A 12060-nucleotide genomic window follows, 5' to 3' on the forward strand; every position below is an offset into this window, starting at 1 on the left:
AGCTTGGTAGAGTACTTGGTTTGGGACCAAGGTGTCGCAGGTTCGAATCCTGTCTTCCCGATAGTTTATTAAAAGAGTCTAATGATGTCATTAGACTCTTTTTTTAAAAAATAATTTACAAGAAAAAAGAGCTTGCGCTCTTTCAAACTTTATTTATTTCGCAGTTCAACATAACGGTTATACCATATTTTTATATATTCCTCTGAAAAAGGACCTTTGTTTTGGTTTATCCAATCTACTAGTACTTTTACATTTTCTTTTAATATATAGTCAATGTCATCTGAATAGTGCATTTTTTCTTTATGTTGCTCATATTCTTCAACATCTAACAATTTCTTTTCACCATTTGTAAAGACCTTGACATCGAGATCATAGTCGATATATTTTAAGGCCTCTTGGTCGATGTGAAAAGGACTTGCTAGGTTACAGTAGTAAGACACACCATTGTCACGGATCATGGCGATGATGTTAAACCAATATTTTTTATGGAAATAAACAATTGCTGGTTCACGAGTGATCCAACGTCTGCCATCACTTTCTGTAACAAGTGTATGATCATTTACTCCAATAATTGCATTTTCGGTTATCTTTAATACCATGGTGTCACGCCATGTACGGTGTAAACTGCCATCATGTTTATAACTTTGAATTGTAATAAAGTCGCCTTCTTTAGGTAGTTTCATAACTTACCAACTTTCTACAATCTAAGTATATCCTCTATATTGTAACATATTTTTTTAATTTTTTTCTTATTTTTCTATTTTATTTTCAATTTGATTTTTGAATGGGAATTTATGAATCTAAAAACTCTCTAATGGATGATGTTATATCACTATAATCGTACCCTTTTCTGGCTAGTGCTTGGGTTAAACGTTGTTTTAGGTCATAGCCTTCATATTTTTTACTGTATTTACGGTATTGTTTTTCTAACTCTTTTAGGATGAGCTCATTGGTTGTTTCTTCATCTGCTTCAAGTTCAAGATTTTGGAATGCAATCTTTGCTTGGTTGTATGCAAAACCTTTTGAAATGAGTCCTTGGATGATTTTCGTTTCAATGGCTTTTAAGGGGTATTTTCCTTGGTATTTCTTTTGGAGTTTTATTGCGGTACGGCTGATAACTTCTGTAAAATCATAGTCAGCAAAAATTTCTTGAAGGATAGATTTTGGGACCCCTTTTTGTTGAATTTTTTGTTGTAATAAGACAGGGCCTTTATCGCCACTGAGGAGGTTGGCCTCTATCAGGTTTCTGGCATACTGACGATCATCTAACCACTTTTCTTCTTTTAGGTGTTGGACAACTTTATCAATAATCTCACTATCAATCTCATATTTTGTCAAGTAGTCTCGGACTTCTTTTGTTGTTCGAGCTTTAAAGGAAAGATGGTAAAGAGCCAGGTTTTTACCATAGGAGTATTGTGCAAATTCTTGGATTTCTTTTAGCTCTTCTTCACTGATTTCTTTCTCTTTAGAAAGAAAATATTTGACGATGGTATCTTCTGTGATGTAAAGTTTTTGATCATTGTCTAATTCAAGAAGGTAGAGTCTTTTTTTCTTTTCTAGTTTTGTAATTTTCATGTTTTTATTATACCGAAAAATGTGTTAAGATAGGGATATGAACGTTAAAGTAAAACAAAAAATTCCTTTGAAAATTAAACGAATGGGAATTAACGGAGAAGGAATTGGCTTTTATAAAAAAACACTTGTCTTTGTGCCTGGGGCTTTGAAGGGAGAAGATATCTTCTGTCAAATTACAAATGTCAAGAAAAATTTTGCGGAAGCCAAACTCTTATCTGTGAATAAGGCGTCTAAGTATCGGGTGACACCCATGTGTGATATCTATGAGACCTGTGGGGGCTGTCAAATCATGCATTTGAAGTATGACAAGCAGCTGGAGTTTAAGACAGATTTATTGCAACAAGCCTTGAAAAAGTTCTCACCTGAAGGCTTTGAACAGTATGACATTCGGCCAACAATCGGAATGCAGGAGCCTCTTTACTATCGGGCCAAATTGCAATTTCAAACAAGGAAATTCAAGGGCCAGGTTAAGGCGGGGCTCTATGCTCAAAATTCACATTATTTGGTAGAACTAAAAGATTGTTTGGTCCAAGATCCGGTTATTCAAGCGATTGCCAATGATCTTGCGGATTTATTGACTTACTATCAGATTCCGATTGCTGATGAGCGTAAAGAAATGGGTGTCAGAACTATGATGGTGCGACGAGCTCGGAAGTCTGGTCAGGTTCAGATCATTGTGGTCACCAGTCGGCAGATTAATTTAAAGGATTTAGTGGAAGACTTGGTTAAGAAACACCCTGAGATTGTCACCGTTGCTGTTAATAAAAATACGTCTCGCTCCAGTGAAATCTATGGCGAACAAACGCAGATTATTTGGGGAGAAGAGGCCATTTTGGAAGGCGTTTTGGATTATGAATTCTCCCTGTCTCCTCGAGCCTTTTACCAGTTGAATCCGGAGCAGACTGAGGTGTTGTATAGTGAGGCGGTTAAGGCTCTAGATGTTTCCCCAGAGGATCACTTGATAGATGCCTACTGTGGGGTTGGAACGATTGGGTTTGCTTTTGCGAATAGGGTGAAAAGTGTGCGGGGGATGGATATCATTCCTGAAGCGATTGAAGATGCTAAATACAATGCCAAACGGATGGGATTTGAGAATACCCACTATGAGGCTGGTACAGCAGAAGAGATCATTCCTCGCTGGTACCAAGAAGGTTATCGGGCTAATGCTGTGATCGTGGATCCACCTCGTACGGGCTTGGGGACAAAATTGATCGAGACCTTGTTGCACTATGCACCTGAAAAGATGGTCTATGTCTCTTGCAATGTCTCTACTTTGTCAAGGGATTTGGTAGCTTTGACAAAGGTTTATCGGGTTGAATACATTCAATCAGTGGACATGTTTCCACATACTGCAAGGACAGAGGCTGTCGTGAAGTTAGTGAAGAAGTGAAAATGAACGAAATGAGTAAAGGAAATAGGAAAATGGACAATGTTATTGATGTATCGATTCCAGTGGCTCAAGTCATTGATCAACATCCGGAAGTATTGGACTTGTTGGTGGAATTGGGCTTTAAACCTTTAGCCAATCCGATCATGCGCAATACAGTTGGGCGCAAGGTTTCCTTGAAACAAGGATCAAAATTAGAAGGCACTCCGATGGAGAAGATTGTGCGAACGCTAGAAGCCAACGGCTATGAAGTAGTGGGGCTAGACTAATGAGTGATGAACGAATTCACGTCTTAAGAGATATCTTATTAGAACTTCATCATGGAGCTTCCCCTGAGTCGGTTCAAGAGCGCTTTGATGCGACTTTTGCGGGAGTTTCTGCGATTGAGATCTCTCTCATGGAGCATGAACTGATGAATTCCGATGCAGGTGTTACTTTTGAAGATGTTATGGAGCTTTGTGATGTCCATGCCAATCTCTTTAAGAACGCTGTACAAGGGGTCGAAGTGGCAGATACTGACCATCCAGGTCACCCGGTTCAGATTTTTAAACAGGAGAATCTAGCCCTTCGTGCCGCTATGATGCGGGTCCGTCGCTTGCTGGATAATTATGAGACGACGGAGGATCCTGAGATGATCCAGGAGATTCAGAAAGGCCTCTTGCGTCAGATGGGTTTGGTCGGGCAATTTGATCGGCATTATCGTCGTAAGGAAGAGTTGATGTTTCCGATTATGGAGCGCTATGGGCATGATTCCCCACCAAAAGTGATGTGGGGAGTGGATGACCAGATTCGAGAACTCTTTGCGCAAGTTTTGGATGTGGCCAAGAAATTACCAGATTCTAGTATTTCTGAAGTCAAGGAACGCTTTGAAGCCTTTGCGCAAGAGTTTGAGGCTATGATCTTCAAGGAAGAATCGATCCTCTTGATGATTTTGCTGGAGGCTTTTAGCCAGGATGATTGGCTCTCCATCGCGGAAGAAAGTGATGCCTATGGCTATGCCATTATCATTCCGAGTGAGAAATGGGTGCCGAAACGCGTGGACTTCAAGGAAGAAGGAGCAAGAGAGTCGGAAGGTTCAGGTGAAGTCCTTCCTTCTTCAAATGGAAGCGAGCACCGTCAGGTCATTGAGACTCCTGATGGGCAGTTGACCATTACCTTCACGCCTAAGAAAAAAGAAGAGAGTTTCGATCGCCAGCAGCCACAAGCTTTTGGCCATGGCTTTCTATCTGTGGAGCAAGCGAATTTGATCTTGAACCAGTTACCGATGGAGATCACCTTTGTCAATAAGGATGATATTTTCCAATATTACAATGATGCTGTGCCTTTTGAAGAAATGATTTTTAAGAGGACGCCATCGCAGGTGGGACGCAATGTTGAGCTGTGTCACCCTCCAAAATACTTGGAGAAGGTCAAAGCGATCATGCAAGGGCTTCGTGAAGGGAAAAAAGACAAGTATGAAATGTGGTTCAAATCAGAATCGCGTGGGAAATTTGTCCATGTGACCTATGCAGCGGTGCGCGATGAAGCTGGAGGCTTTCAAGGTGTCTTGGAATATGTTCAGGACATTCAACCTTATCGAGAGATCGATACGGATTTTTATAGAGGAATGGAGTAAAGATGAGTTACGAAACAGAGTTTATGAAGGAGTTTGAGGAGTGGATCAAGACACAAGTCATGATCAATGAAATGGCTCTCGAAGAAAGTAAGAAGGTTTTTGATGAAGACCAGGATGAGCGAGCTAAAATCGCGATGATTCGCTATGAAAGCCGTTTAGATGCTTATCAGTTTTTGCAAGGGAAGTTTGAAAATTTCCATGCTGGAAAAGGATTTCATGATTTACCAGATGGCCTCTTTGGTGAAAGAAAATACTAGAAGGTGATTATTGAAGGCGTTTTACTGGCTAGATTTACCTGAAAATTGAGCAATGACTTGATTTTTTAAGGGATTGTGATACAATAAAAAAGTTGAAATGACATCAACGGATTATTGAATGGAATTATGGTGATGAAACCTTGTTGCCTTAGGAATTGATCACTGAATTTAGGAGGAAAAATGGCAAAGAAGAACGTAAACCGTGCGAAACAATACAAACATCAAAATAGACATCTTTTGAAAAAAGCTGTCGCAACTGTAACTGCAGCTGTTAAAGAAGCACCTAAAAAAGTTGAGAAAGCTACAAAAGCAGTAGCGAAAGAAGTGAAACAAGCGGCTTCTTCAGTGGAAGAGTTTGCTTCAAGTTTGGAAGGTGTGGCACTTGATCGTGCGCAAACATTCTATGATGAAGGTATTCGCTCTGTTGCGGACTTCGCAAACTGGACAGAGAAAGAGTTGTTGGCCCTTAAAGGAATCGGCCCAGCTACTATCAAAAAATTGCAAGAACTTGGTGTCAAGTTTAAATAATCGCTTTTGTGATTTCTTGCTATTTCCAGGAGATCTTGATAAAATGAACCTGTTAGAGGTGTTTTGAGTCCCACATTTTACAGAAAGTGGCGGTGCTGAGAAGTCCACAAATGTGTCAAAACTGGTTGCTAATGGATGAAAATGAAATAAACAAAGTTGCGGGCTCTGCCCGAAATTGGGTGGTACCGCGGATAAACATATTCGTCCCTGTCATGTAGATGGCAGGGGCGATTTTTCTTTTCCACCCCTAGCCAAAGGAGCTTGTCATGAAACAATCTTTTAAAACCAGCAAACTCTATTATGGTTTTCCTATCTTCATCTTGGGGTATCAGGACCAGAACTTTGGGCACAATATCACGACCTGCAGTTCCTCTTATAGCCTGGGCGATTGGCTCGTCATCGGGGTTGGTAGTGAGGAAAATACGGCTGACCAGATTAAGCACTATCAACAGTTTACTGTGAATATTCCTGATGAACATCTCATGCTTGAGATGGAGCAGGCTGGCTTTATCAGCCATCGGGAAAAGTTGAAACACCTGGGGCTTGACTACGAGATTTCTGAACGGACCCAGGCACCGATTTTGGAGGCTTGTCCAGTCGTATTGGACTGTCAGGTAGATCGGATTATCGAGGAAGATAGCGTCTGCCATATCTTTGCCAAGATTCTTGATCGACTGGCTAATCCAGAACTCTTGGACGATAAAGGCCATTTTAAAAATGACTGCTTTGCCCCGACTTACTTTATGGGAGATGGTCATCAGCGCGTTTATCGTTATCTAGATGACCGAGTCGATCCTATGGGAATCTTCATCAAGAAAGCGAGGAAGAAGAATGACAAGAACTGAATTGCCCGAACGAATCGAAACGGAGCGTCTCGTTTTACGAGTCCGTACAGTGGCGGATGCTGAGGATATCTATGCCTACGCTAGTCTCCCAGAGGTTTCTTATCCAGCGGGCTTTCCGCCCGTCAAGACTTTGGAAGATGAGATTTATTACCTAGAACATATCCTTCCTGAGCGCAATGAAAAGGACAATCTCCCAGCTGGTTACGGTATTGTGGTCAAAGGGACTGATAAAGTCATTGGCTCTGTTGATTTCAACCATCGCCACGAAGGCGATGTACTTGAGATTGGCTATACCTTGCACCCAGACTATTGGGGCCGAGGCTATGTACCCGAAGCGGCGCATGCTTTGATTGATTTAGCTTTTAAAGAATTGGGACTTCACAAGATAGAATTGTCTTGCTTTAGCTACAATATCCAAAGTCAACGAGTCGCTGAGAAACTTGGTTTTACCCTTGAAGCTCGCATAAGGGATCGAAAAGATGCCCAAGGAAATCGCTGTGATGATTTGAGATATGGCTTGCTGAAGAGTGAGTGGGAGGAGAATGGATGATGTTAAGTCTAGAGCAGTTAATTTCCATTATAGGTTCAGTAGGTATTAGTGCCATTATAGGTACAACATTTACATTTATTCAATTTAACAAGAAAAATCGTTTGGATTTTATTACAACAGAGAGGGCAGAGTGGCGTAAACAATTAAAACAAATTTTAATGGATTTGTCTGATACTTCAAAGAGAGAACGTGCAGTCATGAAATTGAAAAGTCAAATTAATCCTTATGGGAAGAATATGGATATTAAATATTCTAAACCATATTATATGAAAGATGGTCATATTTGGGATATCGTAGACCACCACAAAATTGATTATGAGATATTGTCTTTGTACATTGAATTACTACTAAAATATGACTGGGAGCGTTCAAAACAGGAAATAAAGTTTAACCCTTCAACCTTATTCAGATGGTTTATTTGGCTTTTATTGTTGGTATTATCTATTTATTCTTCTAGTATAATTTTTGGAAAAACTAATAACCTTCATAATGGTTTATATTCGATGATTTTTATAGTTGCTATAGTTTCTATTATTTGTATTTTGTTACAATTTTGGGTTACAAACTATATTAAGTCAGTTCCTTCTAGACATAAAAGAGAACAGTTATGGATATTCTTTATTTTCTATGCTTTTCCTTATGCAACTACTTTTTTATGTCTTTTTTTAAATTCAACTTTTTTACAATCTAATTTGTTAAAAATTTTTGCTCTTATAGGCTTATTTATATATGAGTTTTACTACTTATCATTAATTGAATCAGTTGAAGATGACTATATGAGGGAAATTGAAAGGCACACGTCTGTAAAGTCTGATAATTATAAACAAGGAATTGCTATAGAAAATTCTGTTCAGAAATTAGAAAAAGCACTTTATGGATTCAGTTACGATAAACAGAGAATTAAATCACTAAAAAAACGAAAACATAAACTAGAAAAAAAATTAGATAAAAAAGTAATATAGAAACAGTTCATTTTCTTATTATACAGACCAAATATTGAAACAATCATAGTTTTATAAAAAAATCTAAAAGATTTTATTAAAGGAGAACACACATGTCTAAAGAACTTTCACCTAAATACAATCCAGCCGAGGTTGAGGCTGGTCGTTACCAAAAGTGGCTTGACGAAGATGTTTTCAAGCCTTCTGCAGATCAAAAGGCTAAGCCTTACTCAATCGTTATTCCACCACCAAACGTAACTGGGAAACTTCACCTTGGTCACGCTTGGGATACGACTTTGCAAGATATCATCATCCGCCAAAAACGCATGCAAGGTTTCGACACGCTTTGGCTTCCTGGTATGGACCATGCTGGGATTGCCACTCAAGCTAAAGTAGAAGCGCGTTTGGCTGAAGATGGCATCTCTCGTTATGACCTGGGCCGTGAAAAATTCCTTGAGAAAGTCTGGGAATGGAAAGACGAATATGCGACGACTATCAAGGAACAATGGGGCAAGATGGGGCTCTCTGTAGACTATTCTCGTGAGCGTTTCACCCTTGATGAAGGGTTGTCAAAAGCCGTTCGTAAGGTCTTTGTAGAGCTCTACAAGAAGGGCTGGATCTACCGTGGTGAATTTATCATCAACTGGGATCCAAAAGCTCGTACAGCCCTTTCTGATATCGAGGTTATTCACAAGGATGTGGAAGGTGCCTTCTACCACATGAACTACATGTTGGAAGACGGTTCACGTGCCCTTGAAGTAGCAACAACACGCCCTGAAACTATGTTTGGGGATACAGCCGTAGCGGTTAACCCAAATGATGACCGTTATAAAGATTTGATTGGTAAAAATGTTATCTTGCCAATCTTGAACAAGCCAATCCCAATTGTTGGAGACGAACACGCAGACCCTGAATTCGGTACTGGTGTGGTGAAAATCACTCCTGCCCACGACCCGAATGACTTCTTGGTTGGTCAACGTCATAATCTTCCGCAAGTGAACGTTATGAACGATGATGGTACCATGAATGAATTGGCTGGTGAATTCAACGGCATGGACCGCTTTGAAGCTCGTAAGGCTGTTATCAAGAAGTTAGAAGAAATCGGTGCGCTTGTTAAGATTGAGAAGATGACCCACTCAGTTGGTCACTCAGAGCGTACTGGAGTTATGGTTGAACCACGCTTGTCTACACAATGGTTTGTCAAGATGGACCAATTGGCTAAGAATGCTATTGCCAACCAAGATACGGAGGACAAGGTAGAATTCTACCCACCTCGTTTCAACGATACCTTCCTTCAATGGATGGAAAATGTCCACGATTGGGTTATTTCTCGTCAGCTCTGGTGGGGTCACCAAATCCCTGCTTGGTACAATGCTGAGGGTGAAATGTACGTTGGTGAAGAAGCTCCAGAAGGTGACGGATGGAAACAAGACGAAGATGTCTTGGATACTTGGTTCAGTTCTGCCCTCTGGCCATTTTCAACCATGGGCTGGCCTGATGTGGAAGCAGAAGACTTCAAACGTTACTTCCCAACTTCAACCTTGGTTACAGGTTACGACATCATCTTCTTCTGGGTGTCTCGTATGATCTTCCAATCATTGGAATTCACAGGACGCCAACCATTTAAGAACGTCTTGATTCACGGTTTGATCCGTGACGAGCAAGGACGTAAGATGTCTAAGTCCCTCGGTAACGGGATTGACCCAATGGATGTTATCGAGAAATACGGTGCCGATGCCCTTCGTTGGTTCCTTTCAAACGGTTCTGCACCAGGTCAAGACGTGCGTTTCTCTTACGAGAAAATGGATGCGTCTTGGAACTTCATTAACAAGATTTGGAACATCTCTCGTTACATCCTCATGAACAATGAAGGTTTGACCTTGGATGCGGCACGTGAAAATGTGGCTAAAGTAGCTGCTGGTCAAGCAGGTAATGTCACAGACCGCTGGATTCTCCATAACCTCAATGAAACCATCGGCAAAGTCACTGAAAACTTTGATAAGTTCGAATTTGGTGTGGCAGGTCACATCCTCTACAACTTCATCTGGGACGAGTTTGCGGACTGGTATGTTGAGTTGACTAAGGAAGTGCTTTACAGCGACAATGAGGACGAAAAAGTCATCACTCGTTCGGTTCTTCTTTACACCTTGGATCAAATCTTGCGTCTCCTTCACCCAATCATGCCATTCGTGACTGATGAAATCTACGGCCAAATCTCTGAAGGAACCATCGTGACGGCTGAATACCCAGTGGTTCGTCCAGAGTTTGAAAACGAGGAAGCAGCAGCTGGCGTTGAAGCTCTCAAAGATGTGATTCGCTCCGTTCGTAACTCACGTGCAGAAGTGAACGTAGCGCCAAGTAAGCCGATCACTATCTTGATCAAGACAAGCGACAGCAAGCTTGATGCTTTCTTTAATGATAATGTCAACTACATCAAACGCTTCACAAACCCAGAACACTTAGAAATTGCAGCAGATGTCGAAGTGCCTGACTTGGTTATGTCAAGCATCATCACAGGCGCAGAAATCTACTTGCCACTTGCTGACCTGCTTAATGTTGAAGAAGAATTGGCTCGTCTTGAAAAAGAATTAGCCAAATGGCAAAAAGAACTGGATATGGTCGGTAAGAAGCTCTCTAACGAACGCTTCGTAGCCAATGCCAAACCAGAAGTCGTCCAAAAAGAACGCGACAAACAAGCCGACTACCAAGCGAAGTACGATGCGACCGTAGCACGTATTGATGAGATGAAGAAGTTGGTGAAATAAACCTAGAAACACGGTGGAATGCCGTGTTTTTTTGGTATAATGAAATCAATATCTATTGATGGAGAAAGTTATGTCTAAACACCCTCACTATGAATTGTTAAACTTGATTGGCTATGGTCTTGCTAAGTTTGATGATACTTTTATAAAGGAATTTCAATGCTCTAGTAAATCCGAGTTTTATCGTTACATAGTTTCTTTAGGCGTTGCAGAAACAACGGGTGTCGTCAAAAATAGAATGGATTTATTCGACCCCTATTTTGATAACAATCGAAAAGGTTGGTGGCAAAAAGCTGAAGTCTACCGTTTTCGAAAAGACTTAATTGACACGATGTTTGGAAATGAGGATGTTCACAGTTTTGCAGAAATCGTTAAAATGTTGCTTGCGAGTGAAGGGAAGAAAACAGGCATAACCATCGTTGAAAAACCAATCATTCGAACGAAATTCAAACGCCTACAAGAAACTGGAATGGAAGCAGAGAACTATTTCATACACCATTTTGATAAGGAAGAAAAATTTCAAGGTGGCCAATTGACTGATGCCCGTCTTTATGGTGATGGATATGATTTCCAAGTAGATGTTCAAGAACATTCATACCTTGCTGAGGTTAAAGGTATCCGAAAACCTAAAGGACGTATTCGTTTGACCTCCAAAGAATTTGAGAAAGCTAAGGACTATCAATCAGATTTTATTCTATCTCTAGTCACTAATCTCGACGATATTCCAAGATTGGTATTGATTGATAACCCACTTAACCATTTTGAATTTGAAAAAAATGTTATTAAAAATGAAGTCGTTGAATATAGAAGTTTGGAAGATTTATATTAATGAATGTAAACGTATCAGTGCTTACTACACTTACTGATATGAGCTCATAGATGGAATGGGATAACCATATAGAGAGTAATTTAAAAAATTGGTTAAGTTTCTCTTTTTTACAAAAACACCACCTCCTAGTCTTTAGGAGGTGGTGTCATGCTTTAGACCATTTTCCAGAAATAATCGATGATATAGGTCAGGCCGTAGGTGTAGATGACCAGGGTGATGGGTTTGCAGAGGATGATGATGGTCATGTAGCGTTTGAAGGTCATATTGGTCAGACCTGCCAGCATACAGATGAAGTCGGCAGGACTAACTGGCCAGATCATCATGAAGATAAAGAAGCGATCGAACCGCTTACCTTCATTGAGCCAGCCAATGTATTTGTCATAGGTCTTCTGACTGACCATGGATTGAACGAACTTAGGCCCGTACATTCTGGCGAGATGGAAGATAATAGCACAGCCGATGACGATGCCGATGTAATTGTAGATGGTCCCGATAATATGTCCGTAGATGAAAACACCTGCTACAGATGTCAGGGCACCAGGAATAATAGGGACCACTGTCTGAAGGATCTGAAGAAAGATAAAAAGAGGAGGCCCGAAGATTCCGGCTTGCAAAATAAAGGCCGACAGGGTTTCTTTGGATTGAAGGATTCCAGAAAAGTAGGCCCAGATACAGAAAGCAAGGGTTGCGAGGGCTCCAATGATGGACGACCAATTAATGATACGCTGGAGAAGAGGAGAGACCTCTTTTAAACTTGTTTGTTTCATAAAA

13 protein-coding genes are annotated in these 12060 nt (G+C 40.6%); 10 read left to right on the plus strand and 3 right to left on the minus strand.

Annotated features, from left to right (window positions below; translation table 11 throughout):
• Nucleotides 1-149: 149 nt before the first annotated feature.
• Nucleotides 150-683, minus strand: a complete 534-nt coding sequence (locus tag ADI76_RS01135; RefSeq protein ID WP_013903172.1) for a nucleoside tri-diphosphate phosphatase — start codon at nucleotides 681-683, stop codon at nucleotides 150-152.
• A 109-nt stretch (nucleotides 684-792) separates the two neighbouring features.
• The gene (gene recX, locus ADI76_RS01140; protein ID WP_049514143.1) at nucleotides 793-1575 is read right to left on the minus strand and encodes a recombination regulator RecX; all 783 of its coding nucleotides are present in this window, start codon (nucleotides 1573-1575) and stop codon (nucleotides 793-795) included.
• Between the two features lie 37 nt (nucleotides 1576-1612).
• Here recX and rlmD point away from each other — a divergent pair, with 37 nt between their 5' ends.
• The 10 genes from rlmD (at nucleotide 1613) to ADI76_RS01190 (ending at nucleotide 11289) form a co-directional block, all read left to right on the plus strand.
• A complete protein-coding gene (rlmD, locus tag ADI76_RS01145) occupies nucleotides 1613-2965 on the plus strand; it encodes a 23S rRNA (uracil(1939)-C(5))-methyltransferase RlmD (protein ID WP_049514145.1) in 1353 nt (450 codons plus the stop codon).
• A 32-nt stretch (nucleotides 2966-2997) separates the two neighbouring features.
• Nucleotides 2998-3231 carry a DUF1858 domain-containing protein gene (locus ADI76_RS01150; protein ID WP_003005810.1) on the plus strand — a complete coding sequence of 78 codons (234 nt, stop codon included), beginning with the start codon at nucleotides 2998-3000 and terminating at the stop codon, nucleotides 3229-3231.
• On the plus strand, nucleotides 3231-4577 hold the full coding sequence (locus tag ADI76_RS01155) for a DUF438 domain-containing protein (RefSeq protein ID WP_049514147.1): 1347 nt from the start codon (nucleotides 3231-3233) through the stop codon (nucleotides 4575-4577). Before ADI76_RS01150 ends, ADI76_RS01155 begins: the two co-directional genes overlap by 1 nt.
• Before the next feature lie 2 nt (nucleotides 4578-4579).
• Nucleotides 4580-4834, plus strand: a complete 255-nt coding sequence (locus tag ADI76_RS01160) for a DUF1912 family protein (RefSeq protein ID WP_013903179.1) — start codon at nucleotides 4580-4582, stop codon at nucleotides 4832-4834.
• Nucleotides 4835-5014: 180 nt separating this feature from the next.
• The gene (locus ADI76_RS01165) at nucleotides 5015-5362 is read left to right on the plus strand and encodes a helix-hairpin-helix domain-containing protein (RefSeq protein WP_049514149.1); all 348 of its coding nucleotides are present in this window, start codon (nucleotides 5015-5017) and stop codon (nucleotides 5360-5362) included.
• A 266-nt stretch (nucleotides 5363-5628) separates the two neighbouring features.
• Complete coding sequence (locus tag ADI76_RS01170) at nucleotides 5629-6207, plus strand: flavin reductase family protein (protein ID WP_049514153.1); 579 nt, start codon at nucleotides 5629-5631, stop codon at nucleotides 6205-6207.
• Nucleotides 6194-6757: a GNAT family N-acetyltransferase gene (locus ADI76_RS01175; protein WP_049514155.1), complete on the plus strand. Its 564-nt coding sequence runs from the start codon at nucleotides 6194-6196 to the stop codon at nucleotides 6755-6757. The genes ADI76_RS01170 and ADI76_RS01175 overlap by 14 nt, the downstream gene beginning before the upstream one ends.
• Nucleotides 6754-7719: a hypothetical protein gene (locus ADI76_RS01180; protein ID WP_080982764.1), complete on the plus strand. Its 966-nt coding sequence runs from the start codon at nucleotides 6754-6756 to the stop codon at nucleotides 7717-7719. The genes ADI76_RS01175 and ADI76_RS01180 overlap by 4 nt, the downstream gene beginning before the upstream one ends.
• Nucleotides 7720-7811: 92 nt before the next feature.
• The gene (locus tag ADI76_RS01185; RefSeq protein ID WP_049514158.1) at nucleotides 7812-10463 is read left to right on the plus strand and encodes a valine--tRNA ligase; all 2652 of its coding nucleotides are present in this window, start codon (nucleotides 7812-7814) and stop codon (nucleotides 10461-10463) included.
• A gap of 70 nt (nucleotides 10464-10533) precedes the next feature.
• Nucleotides 10534-11289, plus strand: a complete 756-nt coding sequence (locus tag ADI76_RS01190; RefSeq protein ID WP_049514160.1) for a DUF3883 domain-containing protein — start codon at nucleotides 10534-10536, stop codon at nucleotides 11287-11289.
• Between the two features lie 152 nt (nucleotides 11290-11441).
• Here the strand turns inward: ADI76_RS01190 and ADI76_RS01195 are convergent, their stop codons facing one another.
• Nucleotides 11442-12056 carry a TVP38/TMEM64 family protein gene (locus ADI76_RS01195; RefSeq protein WP_003014334.1) on the minus strand — a complete coding sequence of 205 codons (615 nt, stop codon included), beginning with the start codon at nucleotides 12054-12056 and terminating at the stop codon, nucleotides 11442-11444.
• Nucleotides 12057-12060 lie beyond the last annotated feature (4 nt).

The organism is Streptococcus parasanguinis, assembly GCF_001074805.1.
Taxonomy (GTDB): domain Bacteria; phylum Bacillota; class Bacilli; order Lactobacillales; family Streptococcaceae; genus Streptococcus; species Streptococcus parasanguinis_A.

What these genes read in the sequence shown, in the direction of transcription:
- ADI76_RS01135 (WP_013903172.1), bottom strand. Translation starts at nt 683, where the DNA reads ATGAAACTACCTAAAGAAGGCGACTTTATTACAATTCAAAGTTATAAA.
- recX (WP_049514143.1), bottom strand. Translation starts at nt 1,575, where the DNA reads ATGAAAATTACAAAACTAGAAAAGAAAAAAAGACTCTACCTTCTTGAA.
- rlmD (WP_049514145.1), top strand. Translation starts at nt 1,613, where the DNA reads ATGAACGTTAAAGTAAAACAAAAAATTCCTTTGAAAATTAAACGAATG.
- ADI76_RS01150 (WP_003005810.1), top strand. Translation starts at nt 2,998, where the DNA reads ATGGACAATGTTATTGATGTATCGATTCCAGTGGCTCAAGTCATTGAT.
- ADI76_RS01155 (WP_049514147.1), top strand. Translation starts at nt 3,231, where the DNA reads ATGAGTGATGAACGAATTCACGTCTTAAGAGATATCTTATTAGAACTT.
- ADI76_RS01160 (WP_013903179.1), top strand. Translation starts at nt 4,580, where the DNA reads ATGAGTTACGAAACAGAGTTTATGAAGGAGTTTGAGGAGTGGATCAAG.
- ADI76_RS01165 (WP_049514149.1), top strand. Translation starts at nt 5,015, where the DNA reads ATGGCAAAGAAGAACGTAAACCGTGCGAAACAATACAAACATCAAAAT.
- ADI76_RS01170 (WP_049514153.1), top strand. Translation starts at nt 5,629, where the DNA reads ATGAAACAATCTTTTAAAACCAGCAAACTCTATTATGGTTTTCCTATC.
- ADI76_RS01175 (WP_049514155.1), top strand. Translation starts at nt 6,194, where the DNA reads ATGACAAGAACTGAATTGCCCGAACGAATCGAAACGGAGCGTCTCGTT.
- ADI76_RS01180 (WP_080982764.1), top strand. Translation starts at nt 6,754, where the DNA reads ATGATGTTAAGTCTAGAGCAGTTAATTTCCATTATAGGTTCAGTAGGT.
- ADI76_RS01185 (WP_049514158.1), top strand. Translation starts at nt 7,812, where the DNA reads ATGTCTAAAGAACTTTCACCTAAATACAATCCAGCCGAGGTTGAGGCT.
- ADI76_RS01190 (WP_049514160.1), top strand. Translation starts at nt 10,534, where the DNA reads ATGTCTAAACACCCTCACTATGAATTGTTAAACTTGATTGGCTATGGT.
- ADI76_RS01195 (WP_003014334.1), bottom strand. Translation starts at nt 12,056, where the DNA reads ATGAAACAAACAAGTTTAAAAGAGGTCTCTCCTCTTCTCCAGCGTATC.